20 protein-coding genes are annotated in these 22881 nt (G+C 71.1%); 7 read left to right on the top strand and 13 right to left on the bottom strand.

From position 1 onward, the window contains the following. The first annotated feature begins 63 nt into the window (after positions 1-63). Complete coding sequence (locus AB0I18_RS13800; RefSeq protein WP_363105644.1) at positions 64-2433, top strand: ribonucleoside-diphosphate reductase subunit alpha; 2370 nt, start codon at positions 64-66, stop codon at positions 2431-2433. Continuing rightward, positions 2433-3455: a ribonucleotide-diphosphate reductase subunit beta gene (locus tag AB0I18_RS13795; RefSeq protein WP_363105643.1), complete on the top strand. Its 1023-nt coding sequence runs from the start codon at positions 2433-2435 to the stop codon at positions 3453-3455. Before AB0I18_RS13800 ends, AB0I18_RS13795 begins: the two co-directional genes overlap by 1 nt. A 40-nt stretch (positions 3456-3495) precedes the next feature. Here the strand turns inward: AB0I18_RS13795 and AB0I18_RS13790 are convergent, their stop codons facing one another. Together AB0I18_RS13790 and AB0I18_RS13785 are read right to left on the bottom strand one after the other, a co-directional pair. Next, entirely contained in the window at positions 3496-4335 is an 840-nt protein-coding gene (locus tag AB0I18_RS13790) for a serine/threonine protein kinase (protein WP_363105642.1), read from the bottom strand. A gap of 72 nt (positions 4336-4407) precedes the next feature. Beyond that, complete coding sequence (locus tag AB0I18_RS13785) at positions 4408-4599, bottom strand: hypothetical protein (protein ID WP_363105641.1); 192 nt, start codon at positions 4597-4599, stop codon at positions 4408-4410. A gap of 93 nt (positions 4600-4692) precedes the next feature. Here AB0I18_RS13785 and AB0I18_RS13780 point away from each other — a divergent pair, with 93 nt between their 5' ends. Further along, a complete protein-coding gene (locus AB0I18_RS13780; protein ID WP_363105640.1) occupies positions 4693-5658 on the top strand; it encodes a helix-turn-helix domain-containing protein in 966 nt (321 codons plus the stop codon). A 68-nt stretch (positions 5659-5726) separates the two neighbouring features. Here AB0I18_RS13780 and AB0I18_RS13775 read toward each other — a convergent pair whose 3' ends face one another. The 10 genes from AB0I18_RS13775 to AB0I18_RS13730 all read right to left on the bottom strand — a co-directional run bounded on the left by AB0I18_RS13775 (position 5727) and on the right by AB0I18_RS13730 (position 15913). Then, complete coding sequence (locus AB0I18_RS13775; RefSeq protein WP_363105639.1) at positions 5727-7097, bottom strand: cytochrome P450; 1371 nt, start codon at positions 7095-7097, stop codon at positions 5727-5729. Further along, complete coding sequence (gene cyc1, locus AB0I18_RS13770; RefSeq protein WP_363105673.1) at positions 7094-8179, bottom strand: epi-isozizaene synthase; 1086 nt, start codon at positions 8177-8179, stop codon at positions 7094-7096. Before cyc1 ends, AB0I18_RS13775 begins: the two co-directional genes overlap by 4 nt. 298 nt (positions 8180-8477) lie before the next feature. Beyond that, complete coding sequence (def, locus tag AB0I18_RS13765; protein ID WP_363105638.1) at positions 8478-9122, bottom strand: peptide deformylase; 645 nt, start codon at positions 9120-9122, stop codon at positions 8478-8480. Between the two features lie 158 nt (positions 9123-9280). Further along, positions 9281-10261, bottom strand: coding sequence for a hypothetical protein (locus AB0I18_RS13760; protein WP_363105637.1), 981 nt, complete (start codon positions 10259-10261; stop codon positions 9281-9283). Between the two features lie 117 nt (positions 10262-10378). Continuing rightward, positions 10379-11638, bottom strand: coding sequence for an HD domain-containing protein (locus AB0I18_RS13755; protein WP_363105636.1), 1260 nt, complete (start codon positions 11636-11638; stop codon positions 10379-10381). Next, positions 11635-12969 (bottom strand): HD-GYP domain-containing protein, encoded by a 1335-nt coding sequence (locus AB0I18_RS13750; protein WP_363105635.1) that lies wholly within the window; start codon positions 12967-12969, stop codon positions 11635-11637. The genes AB0I18_RS13755 and AB0I18_RS13750 overlap by 4 nt, the downstream gene beginning before the upstream one ends. A 218-nt stretch (positions 12970-13187) precedes the next feature. Continuing rightward, the gene (gene rsrA / locus AB0I18_RS13745) at positions 13188-13496 is read right to left on the bottom strand and encodes a mycothiol system anti-sigma-R factor (RefSeq protein ID WP_363105634.1); all 309 of its coding nucleotides are present in this window, start codon (positions 13494-13496) and stop codon (positions 13188-13190) included. Continuing rightward, positions 13493-14173 (bottom strand): RNA polymerase sigma factor SigR, encoded by a 681-nt coding sequence (gene sigR, locus AB0I18_RS13740; RefSeq protein WP_363105633.1) that lies wholly within the window; start codon positions 14171-14173, stop codon positions 13493-13495. Before sigR ends, rsrA begins: the two co-directional genes overlap by 4 nt. Positions 14174-14430: 257 nt before the next feature. Continuing rightward, on the bottom strand, positions 14431-15087 hold the full coding sequence (locus AB0I18_RS13735) for an alpha/beta family hydrolase (protein ID WP_363105632.1): 657 nt from the start codon (positions 15085-15087) through the stop codon (positions 14431-14433). Between the two features lies 1 nt (position 15088). Continuing rightward, a complete protein-coding gene (locus AB0I18_RS13730) occupies positions 15089-15913 on the bottom strand; it encodes an SOS response-associated peptidase (RefSeq protein WP_363105631.1) in 825 nt (274 codons plus the stop codon). 285 nt (positions 15914-16198) lie between these two features. Here AB0I18_RS13730 and AB0I18_RS13725 point away from each other — a divergent pair, with 285 nt between their 5' ends. Beyond that, positions 16199-18001, top strand: coding sequence for an ABC transporter ATP-binding protein (locus AB0I18_RS13725; RefSeq protein ID WP_363105630.1), 1803 nt, complete (start codon positions 16199-16201; stop codon positions 17999-18001). Further along, positions 17998-19827, top strand: a complete 1830-nt coding sequence (locus tag AB0I18_RS13720; protein WP_363105629.1) for an ABC transporter ATP-binding protein — start codon at positions 17998-18000, stop codon at positions 19825-19827. Before AB0I18_RS13725 ends, AB0I18_RS13720 begins: the two co-directional genes overlap by 4 nt. 54 nt (positions 19828-19881) lie before the next feature. Here the strand turns inward: AB0I18_RS13720 and AB0I18_RS13715 are convergent, their stop codons facing one another. Beyond that, positions 19882-20607: a TetR/AcrR family transcriptional regulator gene (locus AB0I18_RS13715; RefSeq protein WP_363105628.1), complete on the bottom strand. Its 726-nt coding sequence runs from the start codon at positions 20605-20607 to the stop codon at positions 19882-19884. A 135-nt stretch (positions 20608-20742) separates the two neighbouring features. On the opposite strand from AB0I18_RS13715, the gene AB0I18_RS13710 reads away from it, so the two are divergent. Both AB0I18_RS13710 and AB0I18_RS13705 read left to right on the top strand, forming a co-directional pair. Further along, positions 20743-21819, top strand: coding sequence for an iron chelate uptake ABC transporter family permease subunit (locus AB0I18_RS13710; protein ID WP_363105627.1), 1077 nt, complete (start codon positions 20743-20745; stop codon positions 21817-21819). Beyond that, the gene (locus AB0I18_RS13705; protein WP_363105626.1) at positions 21816-22877 is read left to right on the top strand and encodes an iron chelate uptake ABC transporter family permease subunit; all 1062 of its coding nucleotides are present in this window, start codon (positions 21816-21818) and stop codon (positions 22875-22877) included. Before AB0I18_RS13710 ends, AB0I18_RS13705 begins: the two co-directional genes overlap by 4 nt. Positions 22878-22881 lie beyond the last annotated feature (4 nt).

Here is a 22881-nt window from a genome sequence, read left to right as displayed (position 1 = left end):
AAAGCGACAGAGGCGGGGACAGGGACCGGGACAGGGAGTGGGACCGGGACAGCGCCGGGGAGAGTGGCCCAGCAGAAGGTCGACAGGGTCGAGGCCGCTGCCGACGGGCCGGGAACCGCGTTGCTGCGGACCCTGACCGACCTCACCGCCGACCTCTCCGACGCCGACCCCGGCAAGGTCGCCGCCGCCGCGCTGCGCGGCCGGTCCGCCGCCGCGGACGTGCCGGAGCTGCGCGAGCTGGCCACGGAGGCGGCCGCGGGCCTCATCTCCGAGGACCCGGTGTACTCGAAGCTGGCCGCGCGCCTGCTGACGATCAGCATCACCGCGGAGGCCGCCTCGCAGGGAGTGAGGTCCTTCTCCGAGTCCGTCGCGGTCGGGCACCGCGAGGGCCTGATCGCCGACCGCACCGCCGAGTTCGTACGGCTCCACGCGGCCCGCCTCGACGCCCTCGTCGACCTCGAAGGCGACGACCGCTTCGGCTACTTCGGCCTGCGCACTCTCCACAGCCGCTATCTCCTGCGGCACCCGATCACCCGGTCCGTCATCGAGACACCGCAGTTCTTCATGCTGCGGGTGGCGAGCGGGCTGGCCGAGGACGACACCGCGCGCTCGGTCGACGAAGTGGCCGCCCTGTACCGGCTGATGAGCCGCCTCGACTACCTCCCCTCCTCCCCCACGCTCTTCAACTCCGGTACGCGGCACCCGCAGATGTCCTCCTGCTACCTCCTCGACTCCCCGCTGGACGAGCTGGACTCGATCTACGACCGCTACCAGCAGGTGGCCCGCCTCTCGAAGCACGCGGGCGGCATCGGACTCTCGTACTCCCGTATCCGCTCTCGCGGTTCGCTGATCCGCGGCACGAACGGGCACTCGAACGGCATCGTCCCGTTCCTGAAGACCCTCGACGCCTCGGTCGCCGCCGTGAACCAGGGCGGCCGGCGCAAGGGCGCGGCCGCGGTCTACCTGGAGACCTGGCACTCCGACATCGAGGAGTTCCTGGAGCTGCGCGACAACACCGGTGAGGACGCCCGGCGTACGCACAACCTGAACCTCGCGCACTGGATCCCGGACGAGTTCATGCGCCGGGTGGACGAGGACCGCGGATGGTCGCTGTTCTCGCCCTCCGACGTGCCCGAGCTGGTGGACCTGTGGGGCGCGGAGTTCGACGCCGCGTACCGCAGGGCCGAGGAGGCGGGCCTCGCGAAGAGGTCGATCCCGGCCCGCGAGCTGTACGGCCGCATGATGCGCACCCTCGCGCAGACCGGTAACGGCTGGATGACCTTCAAGGACGCCGCCAACCGCACGGCCAACCAGACGGCCCTGCCCGGCCACACGGTCCACTCCTCCAACCTCTGCACGGAGATCCTGGAGGTGACGGACGACGGGGAGACCGCGGTCTGCAACCTCGGCTCGGTCAACCTGGGCGCCTTCGTGGACGCGGACGCCCAGGACATCGACTGGGAGCGGCTGGACGAGACCGTCCGTACCGCCGTCACCTTCCTCGACCGCGTCGTCGACATCAACTTCTACCCGACCGAGCAGGCGGGCCGCTCCAACGCCAGGTGGCGCCCTGTGGGCCTGGGCGCGATGGGTCTGCAGGACGTCTTCTTCAAGCTGCGGCTGCCGTTCGACTCGCCGGCGGCCCGCGCCCTCTCCACCCGGATCGCCGAGCGGATCATGCTCGCCGCGTACGAGGCCTCCGCCGGCCTCGCCGAGCGCAACGGCCCGCTGCCGGCCTGGGAGAAGACCCGTACGGCCCAGGGCGTGCTCCACCCCGACCACTACGACGTCGAGTTGACCTGGCCGGAGCGCTGGGCGGCGCTGCGGCAGCGGATCGCGGCGACGGGCCTGCGCAACTCGCTGCTCCTCGCGATCGCGCCCACCGCGACCATCGCGTCGATCGCGGGCGTCTACGAGTGCATCGAGCCGCAGGTCTCCAACCTCTTCAAGCGCGAGACGCTGTCCGGGGAGTTCCTCCAGGTCAACTCCTACCTGGTGGCCGAGCTGAAGAAGCTCGGCGTCTGGGACGCGCAGACCCGGGAGGCGCTGCGTGAGTCGGGCGGCTCGGTGCAGGGCTTCACCTGGGTGCCGCAGGACGTGCGCGACCTGTACCGCACGGCCTGGGAGATCCCGCAGCGCGGCCTGATCGACATGGCCGCCGCCCGGACCCCGTACCTGGACCAGGCCCAGTCGCTGAACCTCTTCCTGGAGACGCCGACCATCGGCAAGCTCTCCTCGATGTACGCGTACGCCTGGAAGTCGGGCCTGAAGACGACGTACTACCTGCGCTCACGCCCGGCGACGCGCATCGCCCGGGCCGCCCAGGCCCAGGCACAGGCGCAGACGCAGACCCCGATCCCCGTGGCGGCGGCCACCGAAGACGCCGTCGCCTGCTCCCTTGAGAACCCCGAGTCCTGCGAGGCCTGCCAGTAATGTCAGCAACGTCCAGCGAAACCAAGAACCTGCTCGACCCGGGCTTCGAACTGACCCTCCGCCCCATGCGCTACCCCGACTTCTACGAGCGCTACCGGGACGCGATCAAGAACACCTGGACCGTGGAGGAGGTCGACCTCCACTCGGACGTCAGCGACCTCGCGAAGCTGTCGCCCGGCGAGCAGCACATGATCGGCCGGCTGGTCGCGTTCTTCGCGACGGGCGACTCGATCGTGTCGAACAACCTGGTGCTGACCCTCTACAAGCACATCAACTCCCCCGAGGCGCGGCTCTACTTGAGCCGCCAGCTCTTCGAGGAGGCCGTGCACGTCCAGTTCTATCTGACGCTGCTCGACACCTACCTGCCCGACCCGGAGGACCGGGCCGCGGCCTTCGATGCCGTGGAGAGCATCCCGTCCATCCGGGAGAAGGCCGAGTTCTGCTTCCGGTGGATGGACTCGGTGGAGAAGATCGACCGGCTGGAGAGCAAGGCCGACCGCCGCCGCTTCCTCCTCAACCTGATCTGCTTCGCCGCGTGCATCGAGGGGCTCTTCTTCTACGGTGCCTTCGCGTACGTCTACTGGTTCCGCAGCCGGGGCCTGCTGCACGGCCTGGCGACCGGCACCAACTGGGTGTTCCGGGACGAGACGATGCACATGAGCTTCGCCTTCGAGGTCGTGGACACCGTCCGCAAGGAGGAGCCGGAGCTCTTCGACGACCAACTCCAGGAGCAGGTCACCGACATGCTCCGGGAGGCCGTCGAGGCCGAGCTGCAGTTCGCGCGGGACCTGTGCGGTGACGGCCTGCCGGGCATGAACACCGACTCGATGCGCCAGTACCTGGAGTGCGTCGCCGACCAGCGCCTCGTACGCCTCGGCCTGGCCCCGGTCTACGGCTCCGAGAACCCCTTCTCCTTCATGGAGTTGCAGGGCGTCCAGGAGCTGACCAACTTCTTCGAGCGCCGCCCTTCGGCGTACCAGGTGGCGGTGGAGGGCTCGGTGTCGTTCGACGACGAGTTCTAGGTCTCCCACCAGGGACCGCATGTGCCGCATGTGCCGCGTGTCATGAGGGCTGCCCTTCGCCGTGGGGAGAGGGGCAGCCCCGCCACGCGGCGGCGAACTCGCCGACCGTCCGGAACCGCCGGTCCGGGTCGGCGCGGGTGGCCCGTCCGAGCACGGCCAGCTGAGCGGGAGTGCCCCGCCAGGCGCGCTCCTCGTCCCCGGCGTCCAGCAGCAGCCGAGCCGCGCGGCCGAGCGTGAACACCGTCGTGCGTACGTCGATGACCGCGCCCCGCTCGAACTCCTCGGGAGCCATGAACCGCCGTGATCCGGGCAGCCGTTCCGCGTCCAGGACGAAGGGGCCCGGCCGGTACTCGTCGAGGTCGATCAGATGCGGCACGTGACCCGCGAAGTCGTACAGCAGGGCGCCGTCGTAGAAGTCGACCGCGACGTGACCGGCGTCCTCGACGGCGAGATGGGCGGCCAGAATCCGGTCGACGGCGTGCAGCACGCGGGGCAGCGGAAGCGCGCGGAACCGTGCCATCGCGCTGTCCGGGCTCGTACGGTCCCGCACTCCGGCCACGGTTGCGGGGTACAGCACCTCACCCTCGTGCCACGGCATCACCGCCGCCCATGAGCCGCCCACCGCGATCCGGTGGACCTGCGGGACGATCGCGGGATGCCGTACGGCCCGGTGGAAGGCCCAGGCGCGTTCCAGTGACCGCCGCCCGCTGTCGGTGACGGCCTCCTTGACGAACCACCGCTCACCGCCTGCCAGCCGGACTCCGTAGGACACGCAGCCCGAGTCCTGCTTCCGGAAGGCCGTGAACACCTCGCCCACCCGGCCGAGGTACGGCTCGACCGCCTTGACTTCACCGACGTCGAGCAGGAGATGCGAGGCCATGCGTTCATGGTCCCGCATCCCCTGCGGAGGAGCGGAGGCGCGGAGGCAGCGAGCTCAAGGTGACGGTGGCGCTCAGACAGCCCGGGCGACATCGTGCGCGGCGAGACCACGGCGGCTCCGGCTCGTCGGGGCCGGGACGGGCCGGCGCTCGGCCGCACGGAGCTGGCGGTCTATGCGGCGCTCACGGACGTACCCGGCGAACGCCGGAGCGGAGAGGACGGCGGCGAGGATCAGGACGGTGAGGTAGCCGAGGAATGTGTTCATGGACATCACTCTGGCGCTGATTGCTCCTTACCGACAGTGGCAGGACTGCCGCACACCCTCGAATTACTGCCAGAGATGGTGCACACTGGCAGCATGCTGAAAAACGTGGCCGCGGTCCTGCTCGACGGCGTGCACCCCTTCGAACTCGGAGTCGTCTGCGAGGTGTTCGGCCTCGACCGCAGCGACGAGGGGCTGCCCGTGTACGACTTCGCGGTCGTGTCGGCGGAGGGGCCGTCGCTCAGCACCCATGTCCCCGGCTTCTCGGTCTCCACCCCGTACGACATCGACCGGCTCGACGAGGCCGACCTGGTCATCGTGCCGGCCGGGAGCACGTACGCCGTACGCGGCTATCCGCCGGAGCTGCTCGCCGCGCTGCGCCAGGTCGTGGACCGGGGTGCCCGGGTGCTCAGCGTCTGCTCCGGGGTCTTCGTGCTCGGTGCGGCCGGACTCCTGGACGGACGGCGCTGCACCGTGCACTGGCAGCACGTGGACGAGCTGGCCCGGCAGTATCCGCGGGCGATCATCCAGCCGGACGTGCTGTACGTGGACGAGGACCCGGTGATCACCTCGGCGGGCACCGCCGCCGGCATCGACGCCTGCCTCCACATCGTCCGCAAGGAGCAGGGACCCGAGGTCGCCAACAGCATCGCGCGCCGCATGGTGGTGCCCCCGCACCGCGACGGCGGCCAGGCCCAGTACGTCGAGCGGCCGCTGCCGCGCTCGCAGTGCGACACGGTCGGCGAGGTGCTCGTCTGGATGGAGCACCACCTCGACCGGGAGGCGACCGTCGAGCAGCTCGCGGCCCGCGCCCGCATGTCCCCGCGCACCTTCGCACGCCGCTTCCAGCAGGAGACGGGCACGACCCCGTACCGCTGGATCCTGCGCCAACGGGTGCTGCTGGCCCAGGAGTTGCTGGAGGCCACGGACGAGACGATCGACTTCATCGCGGGCCGCACCGGATTCGGAACGGCTGCCGCGCTGCGCCATCAGTTCTTCCGGGCGCTCGGGACGACCCCGAACGCGTACCGGCGCACGTTCAGGGGCCCGCAGGCCGCCTGACCGTGCGCCGCGGTACGGCAGTCGGCTCAGCGCCACCAGCTCAGCGCCACCGACTCAACGCCGCCGGCTCAGCGCGGCACCGCCTTGAGCAGCAGCCGGTACGGCCGGAGCGTGATGCCGACCCGTGTCGCGTCGTTCGACTCGGACACCTGTTTGAAGCGCCAGCGCGTCGCCACCGCCGCCGTGATCAGGCTGAGCTGGGCCATCGAGAAATGGTCGCTCGGGCACTTCCGGTTGCCCACGCTGAACGGGCTCATCGCGTACTTCGGCACGTCCTTGGCGCGTTCCGGAAGCCAGCGGTCGGGGTCGAACTCCTGATGCCCGTCGTACGAACGCGGATCGCGCTGGATCGCGTACGGACTGTAGACGATGTCGGCACCGGCCGGAATGCGGTACCCGCCCAGTTCGGTTTCGGTCACCGCCTGCCGCGTCAATATCCATACGGCGGGACGCAGCCGCATGGCCTCGACGACGACATTGTTCGTGTGGGACAGCCTCCTCACATCCGCGAATGCGACAGGCCGGCCCCCGGTGACGGATTCGACCTCTTCGCGCACTCGGTCCGCGTGTTCCGGGTGTTCCGTGAGCACCTGGAGGAGCCACATGATCGTGGACGCGACGGTTTCGCTGCCGGGGGTGAGTATCGCGACGACCTGGTCGTGGATCTCCTGTTCGCCGATGGGGTCGCCATTCCCGTCCTTCGCTTCCAGCAATGCCGTCAGCAAATCGTCCGGCTTTTGACCAGATGCCCGGCGCTCGGCGATGATCTCGTCGACCAGCAGGTGCAAATCGGCCAATGCGCGATCGAATTTGCGGTTGGCCGGAAGCGGCAGCCGATAGAGCGGTCCCGCGGGTATCACCATGCGCCGGTACATGCCGCGGAACACCGTGGCGAGCGCGACGCTCAGCCGCTCGGCCCGCTCGTCCATGTAGTCGCCGCGCAGCAGGCAGCGGGCCGCGATGCGCACGGCGACCCGGAACGACTCCGACGTGCAGTCGATCGTCTCGCCGGGCTCCCAGCGCCCCGCGAGCGCGTGCGCCTCCTCCTCCATGATCGGCCCGTACTCGGGGATGATGTCGAGCCGGAACGCGGGCTGGATCGTCCGCCGCTGGCGCCGGTGCGTCGGCCCGTTGGCGGTGGCGACGCCTTCCTTGCCGAGCAGGCCTTCGAGGGACTCCCAGAGCGGACCGCCGATCTTGAAGTCGGTGCTCAGCGCCATCGCCCCGGTGAGGGCCGGCGTGGTGACGGCGTACACCGTCTTCGGGCCGAGCTTCAGCCGGACGACGTCACCGTGCTCGCGCAGCCGGGCCAGGAAGCCCAGCGGGTCGCGGACCAGTTTCCAACCGTGGCCGAGGCCGGGGACGCCACCCCCGGCGAGGGGTGGGGCGGGCAGCTCGGCCGCCCCGGGTGCCGCGGGTTTGACGGACTCGACGGTCATTTCTCACCAGCCGCTTCGTTGTTGACGTACGGGGGTGTGGAGCGGTCGTCCCAGCTGTCGACCATGTACCGGCCGGACTCGTGGTGGAACCAGTACACGGAACTGAACCAGTTCCGCATATTGCACAGGCACGCCCGCACGGCGACCGCCAATTCGGCGCCCCGCACGGACCCGTCGTCGAGCCGGTCGGCGTACAGAAATACCTCCTGTTCGACCACGAGGAATTCCGTGATGCATCCCTCGACCCGACGCCTTACCTCCTTGACCGCTTTCTCGAGTCGCATTCCCTCGTGGTGAATGAGACTGATTCCGAGATTGTGGACCTCGTCGCCCGCGATTTCCTTGGGGAGCGAACACAGGTCGTTGTACCAGGCCGCGAAATCCTGGCAGAGAAGGGAAGCCCGCCGGTATGCGGGATTCTGTCGTACGGCGACGGGGAGTTCGCACTCCGCGCTCGGCTCGAGGAGGTCGAGCCAGATCCAGTGCGCGAAAGTGAGACGCCGCAGTTCGAGGTAGTCCTCGACGGTCGGAACGGTTCCCGACGTACGGTTGTGGAATTCCCGGTCGTACGCCTCGATGACTCCGTGGAAGTGCTGGGCGAACCGGGCGTTCCAGCGCGTGCTCAGGAACGAGTACAGCCGCACCATGCTGTCCGCGAACCCCGCGACCAGGGGATCCTGGTGGTGCAGATGGTCCCGGGGCGAGTCGAGGGCGAGGTGCAACTGGAGCCTGAGCCTCCGCCAGGCCGCCGGCCGGCCGTGGATCACGTCGCGGTCGTGGCGGTCGTCCCAGACGAAGAACCACGCGCTGTAGTCCGCTATCGCCTGGAGGACCTTGTCGGGCGCGCCAATGTAGTAGCCCGCCATGAGGTCGGTGTAGCAAAGCCCATCGGCATATGCCTGAACCTTGTCCTCCGACATGAGGTGCTTTTCCAGGAGCCAGGCCCTGGTCTCCTCCTGGAGCTTCGGCCAATACGGATGGAGTTGACGGGGAAAATCGGTCTCGATCACCGGGAGAGAGAGCGCCGGTGGGACCGCAATCGCGGTGTGTGTCGTTGTGGTGCTCTGTGAGAAAGCAGGCACGAACAAACCCCTCTCAGCCGCCTGTTGGCGACACACCCCTCCCGCTGTGCCGGGCGTGCGCCGTTGCGTATCCCCGCACTTCCCATTCAGCACCCCAACTGACCGTTTTGGGAACGGATTTGCTCCCTTCACTACCCCACGGTGCCGAGAATCTCCCCTTGCGTGACTGAATATGGATCATTAGAGGCGCACAAGGGATCGAACGTGCGACACACACACGAACGACGCCTGGTCGGAGGATGATCCGACCAGGCGTCGCGGAGTGGGGGCGTTCACGCCCCAGCTGTCATTTTCTGTCTCAGTCGTTCGGGACCACGGCGTACCGGGGCTCGTTCTCGGCCATCTGCCGCAGCGCGTCCTTGCGTTCGCGCTTGGAGAGCCGGTCGATGTAGAGGTACCCGTAAAGGTGGTCCGTCTCGTGCTGGAGGCAGCGCGCGAAGTAGCCGGTGCCGCGCACCTTGACCGGATTGCCCTTCTCGTCCTGCCCGGTGACCTCGGCGTAGTCGGGGCGGGCGAGCGGCGCGTACGCGGTCGGCACCGACAGGCAGCCCTCGTTGCTCTCGTCCAGCTGGCGCCGCTCGGCGGGCAGTTCGACCAGTACGGGGTTGCAGACCACGCCCGTGTGCCGCTTGCCGTCGTCGTCCGGGCAGTCGTAGACGAAGACCTTCAGGTCGACGCCGATCTGGTTGGCGGCCAGGCCCACGCCCTCGGCGGCGTGCTGGCTGGCGAACATGTCGGCGACCAGCTGCTCCAGCTCGGGACCGAACTCGGTGATGTCCTTGCACTCCTTGTGCAGCACCGGGTTCCCGACGACCGTGATGGGCCGCGAGGTGCCGCGCGCGCGGTAGGCCTCCTCGCGCTCCGCCCCGTCCTCGGTGTCGATGACGAAGCCGTCGTCGTCCACGGGGAGCACCCCGCTCTGCTCTGTGTCCTGCTGCGCCATGACCGACGTACGCCTTCCTGCGTCCAGAGAAAATCTGCGGGGTACAGCCTACGGGCAGCGCGCCCCCGTAAGGGCGCGGGCCAGCGTCGATATGCGGCTCCGCCTCGGGGCGCGACCAGCCACGACGATCCCGCAGCCGACAACAGTCCTAGCGACCCCTAACAGACCTCTTCAAGATCCCGCCAGTCCCGAGAGTCCGGGCTGTCCGCAACCCACCCGTCCAACAGCCCCCTCACCAGCGAAGCCGGCGCAGCCAGCCCACACTCACGCTCAGGAACCCACAGCTGCCCGTCGGTGACATGCCCCAGCGGCCCGGGATGCCCCGGCTCACTGTGATCGTGCGGATCCAGATGCTCCCCGTCACCCTCGTCGGACGGCATCCGCGACTCGGAGCACATCCGGCACAGCAGCCGCACGGAAGAAGACCAGTCCTCGGCGGCGAACCCCGCGTCGGCCGCGAGCCGCTCCAGCGCGTCCCGGTCGTCCTCGGTCTCCGCCTCCAGAAGCACGACCCAGGTGGGCACCGGCGAGGGCGCCCACAGCTCGATCTCGTCGAAGACGGGGTACGAGTGCCCGGCGGCGGTGGTCCGCTCGCCGTGCGGGACGCCGTCGTGCAGCACGACCTCGCCCCAGCGCCGCCCTGAGGACGGCAGCGGAATGGAGAGGACCTCGACCCGGGCGGGGTCCAGCCTGCGCCCCCACACGACCTCGGCCTCGCCCTCCGGCGACAGCCGTACGGCGGCGCTGCCCAGCTCCATCCCGACGGGCTCACCGGCGGCGGTGGCCCCGCCCGGCACCCGCAGCCCGTACGCCTGCCAGGAGCGCCGGGCGAGCGGCCAGTCCTGGAGGGCGGTGGCCGCGATGCCGACGTTCCACCAATCAGGGGCCCCGGTCTCCCGGTCGAGCAGTGCCACGGCTCTGAGACCGGCCGCCCGCGCCTGCTCCCAGTCGTGCCGGAACTTGTGCAGCAGGGCTAGGTTGAACCAGGACTCGGACAGCCAGGGTTCGAGATCCGCGGCGCGCGTGAGCAGCGCGCCCGCGTCCTCGTACCGGCCGTCGCCGATCAGCGTGAACGCACGGTCGGTGGCCTGCCGCCATGAGGCGGAGGGCCGGTGCCGTCCCTTGCCGAAGATCCTCACGATTCCCGCCTGCCAGTTCGTTGAAGAGCGTGCAGCCTCGGGCTGGACTGTGCCCCCTGATGTCCTCTTCCTCGCATCCAACCACGGACGGTCGGACGGGCGCTCATTACCCATGGGTTACCCAGCCGACGGCAAGGTCAGACCGTCTCGTGCCAGCACACGGGCCAGCGACTCCACGACCTCGGGCTGGTAGTCCCGGGCGGTACCCAGTCTCAGTTCCTCCAGGGCCTTCAGCGGTCCCCCGGGACCTGCTTCCCGGGCTTTCTCCTCGTACGCGTTGACGGCCCGTACGATCCTGGCGCTGACCGGCTGTTCGCGGTAGGGGTCCGCCTGCCGTTCCACCACCACGGCGACCTCCGCGTCCACCCCGGTCTGGCGCACCACCGCGCCGCCCAGCAGGGCGATGCGCCGCTGGTCGGCGGGGGCGAGGGCGGCGGTGGCCCCGGCGGGCACGGGGTCGAGGAGGGAGAGCTGCCCGATGTCGTGCATCAGGGCCGCGTACTCCAGGACCGTGAGCTCGGGCCCGGACAGGCCCAGCTCGCGGCCGACGGCCCGGCTGAGGGCGGCCACCCGGCGGGCGTGCCCCGCGGGGGTGTAGCCGGCGATCTCGGTGGCCCGGGCCAGGGAGGCGATGGTCTGGCGGTAGGTGGTCCGCACGGCCGCGTACCGCCGGAAGGACAGCTGGGTGAGCAGCAGCGGCAGCGAGAAGACGGGCAGCGCCCACAGGCCCGCGACGGCGACCGCGAGTGCCATGACGGCGCCGGTCGCGCAGACCGCGGAGCCGATGCCGAGGGTGGCCCGCAGCTCGTCCCGCAGCAGCGGGCCGAACGGCCAGCGGGTGCGCGCGTGCGCCATGGCGGCGGCGAGCACGGCGTCCCACAGCACGGTGAGCACGAGCAGCGCGACGACGATCGCCGCGTACGCGGGCCCGTCCCCGGCCCACTCCCGCAGCCTGCCCTGGTTGTAGAGCGGCTGGAAGCACACGGCGGCGAAGGCGACGGTCAGGATGCGCCGGGTGAGATGGTCGGCGGTGGGCCCGCGCCCCTTGGCCACGTGGGGCACGCACCCGAGGAGCGAGGCCGCGGCGACCACGGCGACGACCTGGAGCACCCCGTGGTGGGTGGACCGCCCGGCGACCTCCCCGAGCAGGGCGTACGCGAGGGCGCCGGCGGCTCCGAGCGGCGCCGACTCCCGCTCGTCGGACCCGCTCCACCGGGCGAACTCGCCTACGGCGATGAGCAGCCCGAAGGCTAGGGCGACACCCCGTTCGTCGAGTCCGTGCCAGAGGGCGACGGCGAGGGAGCCGGCGGCGAGCAGCAGGGTGGCGCCGTGCAGGAGGCGGGTCGGGTGCGTGAGGGGCAGCCCGGGCGGTGTCATGAGGTGGTCTCCGCGCGCAGGGAGTCGGCCGGCGACGGAGGCGGGACGTTTCCGCGCGGCTCGTCGGCGGTGACGGCGGGGTGCCAGCCGTACCGGGCCAGCGCGCGGACCAGCGCCCGCACCATCTGGGGGTCGAACTGCGTCCCCGCGCACCGGTCCAGTTCCGTCAGCGCCGCCGCGACGGGCCGTGCCCTGCTGTACGACCGGGTGGACGTCATCGCGTCGAAGGCGTCGGCGACGGCCACCACCCGGGCGAACTCCGGGATCTGGCCGCCCATCAGCCCGTACGGGTACCCGCTTCCGTCCAGCCGCTCGTGGTGGTGCAGGATCGCCGACCTGGCCTCCCCGAGGAAGCCGATGCCCCGCACCATCTCGTGCCCGTACTCGGGGTGCAGCTCGATCACCCGCCGTTCCTCGGGGGTGAGCGGCCCGTCCTTGCGCAACAGCCGGGTGGGGACGCCGAGTTTGCCGACGTCGTGCAGGATTCCGGCGAAGCGGAGCACCTCGGCGCGCTCGTCGTCCATGCCGAGTTCGCGCGCGATCATCATGGACGCCTGCCCCACCCGCTCGCTGTGCCCGCGGGTGTAGCCGTCCTTGATGTCGACGGCCTGCACGAGCGCCCGGATGGTGGCCTGATGGGCGGCCCGCTCCCGGTGGTACTGCGCGAACACCCACCAGGAGACGTACATCGGCAGCAGCACGAGCAGCGCGGCGACCGGCCCGTACGGACTGCGCCAGAGCACCGCCATCATCAGTCCGGCCAGCCCGTGCACGGCGAGGGGCGCCAGCGACCGAGGGAAGAGCCCGCGCCAGGCGGTCCGTACGGGTACCCGCTCGGCGGTCGCCAGGATGCCCCCTTCCAGGACCGTAAGCACGGCGCAGAAGGCGAGGATCGCGGCCGCGGCCGGCCCCAGCGCGTACGGGAAGTCGGCCTGGACGACCGCGTCCCGACCGCCGAGCGCCCAGTGCACCCGGGACGCCGCCCAGGCCCCGAGCACGAGTTGGGCCGCCCGCCACACCCGGCGCAGCCACCGCGGCCGCTGCTCCACCCGGGAGAACAGCGCGCCGGGCAGCGCGACGAGGGCCGCGGCGGGCGGCGGCAGCAGGAAGGCCCCGGCGAGGAGTACGGGGAAGAAGGTGCCCATGCCCTGGACGGCGTGCTGGTGGCCGAAGCGCCACCGGGTGAGGTGCTCGCATCCGGCGTACAACGCGGCGAGCAGCACGATCGCGCCCCACGGAGCGCGGATGTCCGTCAACCGGGCCAGCACGGCCACGGCGGCCAGGACGACACAGGCGACGTAGACACGGGCCCGTGGCGGAATCGTCCCCATCGCGCCCCTCCCCGTGGCCCGTGCGTATCTCGCGGGCCCCGGTCAAGCCCGTACAGGCCCGGAGACTATTGCGGCGGGGGTGGCGCGGGTGCGGCAATGTCTGATTCCCCCGCCCGGCGAACCGCGGATTCGCACGTTCGGGTGACACGCGGCATGACAACAGGCCGCGACGAACCGTCGCGGCCTGGGTGTCAACTACGGGCGGTGCACAGAGGAGTTCAGGACTCCTGCGCCTGGGGCGCCGCGCCCACGTCGTGCTCGGGCACCGTCTGGCCGCTGCGGATCAGGTCGATGCGGCCCATGACCTTCGAGCGCAGGTCGGTCGGCACGTCGTCATGTCCGCAGCACCGCTTGACCAGCTTCTTCACCGCCTGCTCCAGGCCGTACTTCTCCAGGCACGGAGAGCACTCCTCGAAGTGCTGCTCGAACTTGGTGCAGTCGCTGTCGGGCATCTCCCGGTCAAGGAACTCGTAGAGATGATCGAGTACTTCACTGCAGTCCGTCTCGTGCGGGTCTCCGCAGCTCATGAGCCCGAACCTTTCGTTCCGTCCGACTCCCCGACGCCCGCCGGCACCAGGCCGCGGTCCTTGGCGTAGTCCTCGAGCATGCCGCGCAGCTGGCGGCGGCCCCGGTGCAGCCGGGACATCACCGTACCGATGGGTGTCCCCATGATGTCCGCGATCTCCTTGTACGCAAAGCCTTCTACGTCCGCGAGATAGACGGCGATGCGGAATTCCTCGGGGATCGCCTGCAGCGCTTCCTTGACGTCCGAGTCGGGCAGGTGGTCGAGCGCCTGCGACTCGGCGGAGCGCAGACCTGTCGACATGTGCGACTCGGCGCGCGCGAGCTGCCAGTCCTCGATCTCCTCGGCGGCGGAGCGCTGGGGCTCGCGCTGCTTCTTGCGATACGAGTTGATGAACGTGTTCGTGAGGATCCGGTACAGCCACGCCTTGAGATTGGTGCCCTCGCGGAACTGGTGGAAGGACGCGTACGCCTTCGCGTACGTCTCCTGCACCAGGTCCTCGGCATCGGCCGGGTTGCGCGTCATGCGCAGCGCGGCCGAGTACATCTGGTCGAGGAATTCCAGCGCGTCACGCTCGAAGCGCGCGCTGCGCTCCGCGGTCGTCTCCGCGCCGCCCGGGCCCTCGGGCTGCTCCGCCTGGCCGTGTTCGGTCCCTGCGTCGGTCCCAGTGACCGGACCCACCTCCTCCAGAGTCTGGGCAGGACCGAAACCGGTCCCACCAGAATCGGAGGATAGACGACGATCCGGTCCGCCCGCCGCCCGAATAGGGGCGTTCTTCGTCGCATGCAGGACCGACCAGTCCAGGTCAGCACGGCTGCTGCGGCTCGGGCAGATGGTCGAACCCATGCGGCGGACTTCCTCTCGTACGAACGGTCACAGCGCCTTTCGTGCTGTCTGATCCGCACAACAGTGGTCCAGGGCGCAACATTCCCGGGGGTTCACGCCAGTGACGCGGTCCACTTCAGGACACCGTCGGTGATGATCCTCACAGCCTGGTCCTGATCGACCGGGGCGCGCTTCGGCACCGCGAACCCGTGATCGCCGTACGGCACCTCGACCAGCTCGTACGAAGCCTGCGGTCCGGTCGGGAACTCCTCGGGCTTCCCGAAGGGGTCGTTGCCGCCCTGTACGACGAGCGTGGGGACCCCGGCGCCGAGCAGTTCGGCGGCGCGGGACTTCTCGGGCCTGCCCGGCGGGTGGAGGGGGAAGCTGAGCGCGAGGACGGCGTGGGCACCGAGTTCGCCGGCCGTGCGGCAGGCGACGCGGGCCCCGGCGCTGCGGCCGCCTGAGACGACGGGCAGCCCTGGCCCGGTGAGGGCGGGCCAGATCCCGCGCCAGCCGACGTCCAGCGTCTTCGGCGGGGGCGCCAGCTTCTTCCCCGCCACCCGCCAGGGCTGCTCCACGAGGGCCACGGTCACCCCCTGCGCGGGCAGCTCGGCGGCGAGCGCCTGAAGGTCGCGTGCCTCGATGCCGCCACCGGCGCCGTGGCTGACGGCCAGTACCAGCCGTGCCTCCACCGCTCGCGCCCGGTGCCAGGTGACGCGGGCGGTACCCGCGTCCGTCTCGATGATCTCGCTGTGCGTCACGTCCGTCACGTCAGAAGAGTGTGCCCTCTTCGGGCCCTTCCAGCTCCTTCAGCAGCTCCGGCCCGTTGTTGCGGACGTTGCTCACCGCCGTGGAGACGGGATAGGCCCGCATCAGCCCCTCCGGCGGCGGCGCGAGCAGGGAGCGCACCTCCTCGACGTCCGTACGGGCCGGGTCGAGCCAGGGCCCCCAGCGGTCCGGTGTGAGCATCAGCGGCATACGCGGGTGGATGTCCGCCAGCGTGCGCGGCCCCTCCTTCGGGGCGGCGGCGAGCGGCGAGGTCTCCGCCTCCGTGGTGATGACGGAGCACGTCACCCACCAGGCCCCCGGATGGTCGTCGGGCAGCGTCTTGTCCCGCCAGAACTCGTAGAGCCCGGCCATCGCGAAGACGGAGCCGTCGGCGGGGAGCACGAAGTAGGGCTGCTTGCGGGGACGCTTCTTCCGGCCCTCGACCTCCAGGTCGCGCTCGGCGGTCCCGGTCACCCACTCGTAGTACCCGTCCGCGGGGATGATGCAGCGCCGGGTCGAGAAGGCCCGCCGGAACGAGGGCTTCTCGTGCACGGTCTCGGCGCGGGCGTTGATCATCCGGGCGCCGCCCTCGGGGGTCTTCGACCAGGACGGAACCAGGCCCCACCTGAGCCTGCGCAGCTGCCGGACCGGCACTGGCTCCTTGGCGTCCTTGGCGTCCCTGAGCGGACGGTCAAGGACCGCGTAGACGTCCTTGGTGGGAGCCACGTTGTAGTCGGGGGCCAGCGCCTCCTCCGGCTCCCACTTCTCTATCTCGAAGATTCCTGCGAGATCCTCCGGCCCACGACTCGACGCATACCGCCCACACATCTGTAACCACCTATCCGACCTGCGAATACGCCAGTTCACGCCGCCTCGGTCAGCACCCGTCAGCAGTGTCTTCACCACCTTACGGAAGGACGGGAGGAAGGAAGACGAGTAGTCCGAAACGGCCGCCAGGGCCCCGGTCACCGTCTGGAACAGGGCACGGAGTGTGCGGGCAGCTCGCGGCGGACCGCGGGAGCAGGGTTGAAAGCCTAGCCTTGTTTATTAATGACACCTTGTTGCAAACTGTAGCCGCCCGCCGAACTGCCGCGCCCCTCAAGGAGCTTCCGCATGCCTGCAGACACCTCGGTGCCCGAGCCGCAGGCCCTCGCCACTCTCACCGCTCTCACCGCCGAGGTGCGTCCCCGCGTCATCACCGCCGCCGTCCTCGCGGCCGTCTCCGGGCTCGCCTCGCTCGTCCCCTTCGTCGCCGTCCACCGGCTCGCCGTCGCGTTCTCCGGGGGCGAGCCGGACCGGCGGGAGGTGTGGACGATCGTCGCGGTGACGGTCGCCGCCGTCCTCGTGCGGTTCCTGTGCCACGGCGCCGCGGTGTCGCTGTCCCACCGGGCCGACATGGACATGCAGCTGCGACTGCGGCGGTCCATGGCCGAGCGGCTCGGCAGGGCCCCGCTCGGGTGGATCTCCGGGCGGGGCGCGGGCCGGCTCAAGAGCACCCTCCAGGACGACGTCGAGGACATGCACTACCTCGTCGCCCACGCGTTGCCTGACTTCGTGGTCGCCGTGTCCACCCCGCTGGCCGCCGCCGTCTATCTCGCCTTCGTGGACTGGCGGTTGACGCTGGTGTGCCTCGTCGGCATCCCCTGCTATCTGCTCGGCTACCGGTTGATGATGAAGGTCGCGGGTGCCCGGATGCCCGCGATCGGCGCCGCGATGGGCCGGCTCAACAGTGCCGTCGTGGAGTTCGTGCAGGGCATCTCCGTCGTCAAGGCGTTCGGCCAGACACAGCGTGCCCACAGCCGCTTCGCCGCCGCCGCGGACGACTACCTGGAGTCGTTCAGCACCGCCAACGGCCCGATCATGCGTATCCAGTCCATCGCCACCGGCATCCTGTCGCCCGCCTCGACCCTGCTGGTCGTCGCGCTCGGCGGCACGCTGTTCGTGAGCCGGGGCTGGCTCGACGCCATCGACGTCGTACCGTTCCTGACCCTCGGCCTCGGTCTGACCGCCCCCGTGCTCGTGGTGGGGTTGGCCGGCAATTCGCTGCGCTCGGCCCGGCAGGCGGCCGGCCGGGTCGGTGAACTGCTCGCCGTGGCCCCGCTTCCCGAGCCCGCCGAACCCAGGATCCCCACCGGGAACCGGGTCGAGCTGCGCGGTGTGACCTTCGGGTACGAGGCCGACGCGCCCGTCCTGCACGACGTGCGCGCCACGCTCGCCGAGGGCACGGTGACCGCGCTGGTCGGACCGTCCGGCTCGGGCAAGTCCACCCTGGCCGGCCTGCTGCCCAGGTTCGCCGACCCGCAGAGCGGCCAGGTCCTGCTCGGCGGGGTCGACGTCCGTGACATCGCCGCCGACGAGCTGTACCGCCACGTCGGCTTCGTCCTCCAGGACGTACGTTTCCTGCGCGCCTCCGTCACCGACAACCTGCGGCTGGCCCGCCCCGGCGCCACCGACGCCGAACTGGCCGACGCGGTCAGGGCGGTCGGCCTGGAGGAGCGGATCGGGCGGCTGCCGCGCGGCTTCGACTCCGTGCTCGGCGAGGACGCGCTGCTGTCCGGCGGCGAGGCCCAACGCCTCTCCATCGCCAGGGCGTTGCTCGCCGACACCCCCGTCCTGGTGCTGGACGAGGCGACGGCGTACGCCGACCCGGAGTCGGAGGCGGTCGTCCAGCGGGCGCTGTCCCGGCTGATCGCCGGGCGGACCGTGCTGGTCATCGCCCACCGGCTGGGCAGCATCGTCGACGCGGACAACATCATCGTGCTGGACGAGGGGCGGATCGTGGAGCAGGGCCGCCACGACCGACTGCGCGCCGCGGACGGGCTGTACGCCTCGATGTGGGCCACCCACCAGCGGCACACCGACGCCCCCGACCACCTGGGCGCCTTCGGACCCGAGCAGATCGGAGCGACCCCGTGATCAAGCAGCTCTTCCAGGTGGTCGGGCCCGCGCTGCGGCGCCGGCTCGCCCTCCAACTGGCGGTTCTCCTCGCCTACAGCGTGCTCCAGGGCGTGGCCTTCGTCCTGATCGTGCCGGTGCTCGGGCGACTGCTCGCCGGGGACACCGACGCGGCCTGGCCGTGGGCCTGGGCGCTGGCCGGCGTCGCACTGGCGACCGCGGTGGCGTACTACGTCCAGCAGATGCTCAGCTTCCAGGTGGCCCTCGCCGCCTCGCACCGCCTCTACCACCGCCTCGGTGACCATGTCTCCGCGCTGCCGCTGGGCTGGTTCTCCGGTGAACAGGTCGGTGCGCTCGGCCAGTTGGCCTCGCGGGGCGTGCCGCAGGTCAGGTCGTTGCTGGCACACCTGCTTCAGCCGCTGTGCACGGCGGTGGTGACCCCGTTGACCGTGGTGGTCGCCATGGCGTTCCTCGACTGGCGCCTCGCCCTGGCCACCGCGCTCGGCGTCCCCTTCATGTACGTCACCTTCCGCTGGGCGATGAGCACGGTCGCGCGCGCTGACGAGGTGGCCGACAAGGCGGCCTCCGAGGCCAACGAGCGGGTGGTGGAGTTCGTCCGCGCCCAGGCGGTGCTGCGCAGCACCGGCAGCGGGGAGCGCGGCCGGGCCCTTCTGGAGTCCGCGCTGCGCGAGCAGGACGAGGCCGCGCGCCGCCAGTCGGCGGCGATGGCACCGGGCCGTACGTCCTTCCTCGCGGTCGTGCATCTCGCGGTGGCGGCCGTGGTGGTCGTCGGCGCCGCACTCGGTCTGGACGGCTCGCTGGGCGTCGCCGAACTCGTGGCTCTGCTGGTGCTCGTGGTGCGCTTCGCCGAGCCGGTGTCCGGCCTGGCCGAGCTGGGCGGCGGCCTGCGCGCCTCGCGCGGCGCCCTGACCCGGATCGACGCGGTCCTCGCCGCCCGCCCGCTGCCCGAGCCCGCCGACCCGGGCCCGCCACCGGCCGACGCCTCGCTGGAACTGCGCGAGGTGCGCTTCTCGTACGACCCAGGCGTCGGCGCAGGCGTCGGCACGAGTGTCGGCACGGATACGGAAACGGATGCCCGCGCGAAAGCCGTGGTCGACGGTGTCTCGCTGAGGCTGCCCGCCAACACCACGACCGCCGTCGTCGGGCCGTCCGGCTCCGGCAAGACCACGCTCATCCGGTTGCTGGCCCGGTTCTGGGACGTCGACGAGGGTGCGGTCCTGCTGGGCGGCACCGATGTGCGGGCACTGGGCGCCGACGGGCTGATGGACCACTTCTCGCTGGTCTTCCAGGACGTGTACCTGTTCGACGAGACCATCCGGGAGAACGTACGCCTGGGCCGTCCCGACGCGAGCGACGAAGCGATCGAGGAGGCCGCCCGGCTGTCCCGGGTGGACGAGATCGTGGCCAGGCTCCCGCAGGGCTGGGACACCCGGGTCGGCGAGGGCGGCACCGCGCTGTCCGGCGGTGAGCGCCAGCGGGTCTCGCTGGCCCGCGCCCTGCTCAAGGACGCGCCCGTGATGCTGCTCGACGAGGCGACCTCCTCCCTCGACCCGGCCAACGAGGCCGCCGTGCAGCAGACGCTGGACTCCCTGAAGGGGCGGCGCACGCTGGTCGTGGTGGCCCACCGGCTCCAGACCGTGGTGAGCGCCGACCGGATCGTCGTCCTGGACGGTGGCCGGATCGCGGAGACCGGCACGCACGACGAACTGCTCGCCCTGGACGGCCGTTACGCGGAGTTCTGGCGCGAGCGCGACCGGGCCCACGGCTGGCGGCTCACGCACGAGGCCGACGGCGGGGTGCCGCCGGTCGGGGCGGGCGCCCGGTGACCGAGCCGCCGCCCGAGGAACCCGGCGTCGGCAGGGACGCCCCACCCTTGGTAACTAGTCCTTTGGACTGTTTCCGGCCACCGGAACCGTGGCCGCGATGCCGTCGAGGATGACTTCGATCTTCCGGTTCAGCCAGTCCTCGGGACGGCCGTCGACCACTCGCTCGAAAGCGTCGGTCACCGGCCCGGGGACCGCTTCCCGCATGTCGTCGAGCATGTTCCGGCGCAGTTCGGCGGTCTCCTCGGTGCCGGTCGCCGGTTGCCCCTCCCGCTGTCCGGCGAGGAAGAAGAGCAGGACCTGTTCGTTGACCAGGTCCTGCGCCAGCACGGCGAACTCCGGGTCCATTCCGGTGTCGACGAGTGCCGCGGCGGTGCGGGCGCCCTGGCGGGCGTACTCCACGAGTCCCCCGCGCAAGGCGGCCACATGGAGAGCCAGGCCGGGGTGTGCGGCGAACATCCGGAAGGTGGTTCTGGCCAGTTCCCGCAGATACGGCCGCCAGCTCGGGTGGGGGGACGGCCAGTTCATCGAGGCCACGACGTGGTCGGCGGCGGCCGCGAGCAGCGCCTCCCTGTGCGGGAAGTAGCGGTAGAGCGTGGAGTGCTTGACCCCGAGCTGCCGGGCCACCGAGCTCATGCTGAGCTCCTCGAACCCCACGGCGACCGCCGCGTCGACGATCGCCTTGTGTCCCACCTGAGGGGGACGGCCGAGTTTGGGCACGCGCAGCCTGGCGCTGAGGTCTGCGTGCGGGCGCTGCCGGTCACCGGGGGTCGCAGGGGACATACGGCCATTGTCCCTGAGCCCGGACGCACCGAGTGAACCCCGGTCCCCGGTGCCCGCGGAGACTAGATGACATGATGTCATTTATAAGTTAGCCATGCCTTAGATTCCTGCTCGGACGGCTATGAGGAGAGCGGTATGGAAACCGTCGGAGCAGGACCCCGTCGGCGAACGGGGACCTCCGTCGGCCCACCCCGGCGGCCCGGTCCGGCCGGCCGTCGCCGACTGCGGGCGTCGGGCGTGCCGGTCACCCTGGCGCTGATCGTGCTCCTCGCCATGGCCTCCGTCGCGGTCGGCGCCAAACCGATACCGCTCCACACGGTGTTCGACGCCCTCTTCGACTACCACGGCACCACCGACGAGCAGCTGGTCCGAGCACTGCGGCTGCCGCGCACCGGCCTCGGTATCGCCGCCGGCGCGTCTCTCGGAGTCGTCGGCGCGCTGCTGCAGACCCTGACCCGCAACCCGCTCGCCGACCCGGGCATCCTCGGCGTCAACGCGGGCGCCGCCGCGGCCGTCGTGGTCGCGATCGGCTTCGCCGGGCTCCAGACCTTCACCGGGTACGTGTGGTTCGCCCTGGCCGGTGCCGCCCTGGTCGCCGGTCTTGTCCACGTGCTCGGCGCCGCCGGTCCCGGCGGCGTCACCCCCACCCGGCTCGTCCTCGCCGGCACGGCCGTCGCCGCCGCCCTCACCTCTCTCACCTCGGCCGTCCTGCTGATGCGCCCCGACGTGTTCGACGCCTTCCGGTTCTGGACGGTCGGCTCCGTCGCGGGCCGCGAGGCCTCCGTGCTCGTCCAGGTGCTGCCGTTCCTCGCCGCGGGTGCGCTGATCGCCGCGGCCGTGGCCGGACCGCTGGACGCCATGGCCATCGGCGACGACGGTGCCGCCGCGCTCGGTGCCCGCGTCCGCACCACCCGCGCGCTGGGCATCCTCGCCGTCACCCTGCTGTGCGGCGCGGTCACCGCGGCCGTCGGGCCCATCGGCTTCGTCGGTCTCGCCGTACCGCACCTGGCCCGTGCGGTCAGCGGTCCCGACCACCGCTGGATCTTCTTCTACTCCGCCGCGCTCGGCGCCCTGCTCCTGCTCGGCGCCGATGTACTGGGCCGGGTACTGGCGAGCCCCGGCGAACTGGAGGTGGGCATCGTCACCGCGTTCCTCGGAGCGCCCGCGCTCGTCGTGCTGACCCGCCGCGGCCGCAAGGGGAGGCGCTCATGACCGGCACCGAGGTACGGCGGGTACGGACCCCGCGCCCAGGAGTCCTCGTCCTGCGGGCGGGCCGGAACTCACTGCGGTTACGGCCGCGCGGGCTGGCCGTGTGCCTGTGGCTGCTGCCCCTCGCCACCCTGGCGTTCCTGGTCGGCTGCGCCACCGGCGACTACCCCGTGTCCGTCGCGGAGGTCGCGCGCATCCTCGCCGGGGGCGGCGACGCCGGAAACCGCTTCATCGTGATGGATCTGCGCGTGCCGCGCGGGCTGACCGGGCTGCTCGTCGGAGCCGCCCTCGGTGTCTCCGGCGCGCTCTTCCAGTCGGTCACCCGCAACCCGCTCGGCAGCCCCGACATCGTGGGTTTCGGCAACGGGGCCGCGACCGGCGCCCTGCTGTCGCTGCTGTGGTGGCGGGGCGGCCCGCTGGAGACGTCACTGGCCGCTTTCGCCGGCGGCACGGTCACCGCGGCCGTGGTGTACGCGATCTGCCGGCGCGACGGGCTGAGCGGGCACCGCCTGATCGTCGTCGGCATCGGCATCTCGGCCATGGCGTACTCCTTCAACGCCTGGCTGCTGAGCCGGGCCAGGCTCCAGGACGCCGAGACCGCCCAGCTGTGGCTCACCGGCACGCTCAACGGCCGGGGCTGGGAGAACGTCGCCCCGGTCGCCGCCGTCCTCGCGGTACTGCTGCCGGCCGCGCTGGCCCAGAGCCGCTCCATCGGCCTGCTGGGCCTCGGGGACGACACCGCACAGGCGCTCGGCGGCTCGCCCGCCCGTACCCGGCTGCTGGCCCTGGTCACCGGTGTCGCCCTGATCGGCGTCGCGACAGCCGCCGCCGGACCGATCACCTTCGTGGCGCTGGCCGCCCCGCAGGTGGGCCGGCTGCTCACCCGCGACCCCGGCCCTGGCATCGCGGCCTCGGCCCTGACCGGCGCGGTACTCCTGGAGGGTGCGGACGTGGCGGCCCAGTGGGTGGTGCCGTCGGTGGAGGTGCCTGCGGGGTTGGCCACGGGGCTGGCGGGGGGCGTGTACCTGGGGTGGCTACTGACGCGACACAGGAAATATTAGGTAA

Source organism: Streptomyces sp. NPDC050704 (genome assembly GCF_040654355.1).
Classification (GTDB): Bacteria; Actinomycetota; Actinomycetes; order Streptomycetales; family Streptomycetaceae; genus Streptomyces.
This window is presented reverse-complemented; position numbering and strand designations above follow the sequence as displayed.

Bases quoted from the DNA above. Each gene is read 5' to 3' on its own strand.
- AB0I18_RS13795 (WP_363105643.1), top strand. From the start codon at position 2,433: ATGTCAGCAACGTCCAGCGAAACCAAGAACCTGCTCGACCCGGGCTTC.
- AB0I18_RS13790 (WP_363105642.1), bottom strand. From the start codon at position 4,335: ATGGCCTCGCATCTCCTGCTCGACGTCGGTGAAGTCAAGGCGGTCGAG.
- AB0I18_RS13785 (WP_363105641.1), bottom strand. From the start codon at position 4,599: ATGAACACATTCCTCGGCTACCTCACCGTCCTGATCCTCGCCGCCGTC.
- AB0I18_RS13780 (WP_363105640.1), top strand. From the start codon at position 4,693: ATGCTGAAAAACGTGGCCGCGGTCCTGCTCGACGGCGTGCACCCCTTC.
- AB0I18_RS13775 (WP_363105639.1), bottom strand. From the start codon at position 7,097: ATGACCGTCGAGTCCGTCAAACCCGCGGCACCCGGGGCGGCCGAGCTG.
- def (WP_363105638.1), bottom strand. From the start codon at position 9,122: ATGGCGCAGCAGGACACAGAGCAGAGCGGGGTGCTCCCCGTGGACGAC.
- AB0I18_RS13755 (WP_363105636.1), bottom strand. From the start codon at position 11,638: ATGACACCGCCCGGGCTGCCCCTCACGCACCCGACCCGCCTCCTGCAC.
- AB0I18_RS13750 (WP_363105635.1), bottom strand. From the start codon at position 12,969: ATGGGGACGATTCCGCCACGGGCCCGTGTCTACGTCGCCTGTGTCGTC.
- rsrA (WP_363105634.1), bottom strand. From the start codon at position 13,496: ATGAGCTGCGGAGACCCGCACGAGACGGACTGCAGTGAAGTACTCGAT.
- AB0I18_RS13730 (WP_363105631.1), bottom strand. From the start codon at position 15,913: ATGTGTGGGCGGTATGCGTCGAGTCGTGGGCCGGAGGATCTCGCAGGA.
- AB0I18_RS13725 (WP_363105630.1), top strand. From the start codon at position 16,199: ATGCCTGCAGACACCTCGGTGCCCGAGCCGCAGGCCCTCGCCACTCTC.
- AB0I18_RS13715 (WP_363105628.1), bottom strand. From the start codon at position 20,607: ATGTCCCCTGCGACCCCCGGTGACCGGCAGCGCCCGCACGCAGACCTC.
- AB0I18_RS13710 (WP_363105627.1), top strand. From the start codon at position 20,743: ATGGAAACCGTCGGAGCAGGACCCCGTCGGCGAACGGGGACCTCCGTC.
- AB0I18_RS13705 (WP_363105626.1), top strand. From the start codon at position 21,816: ATGACCGGCACCGAGGTACGGCGGGTACGGACCCCGCGCCCAGGAGTC.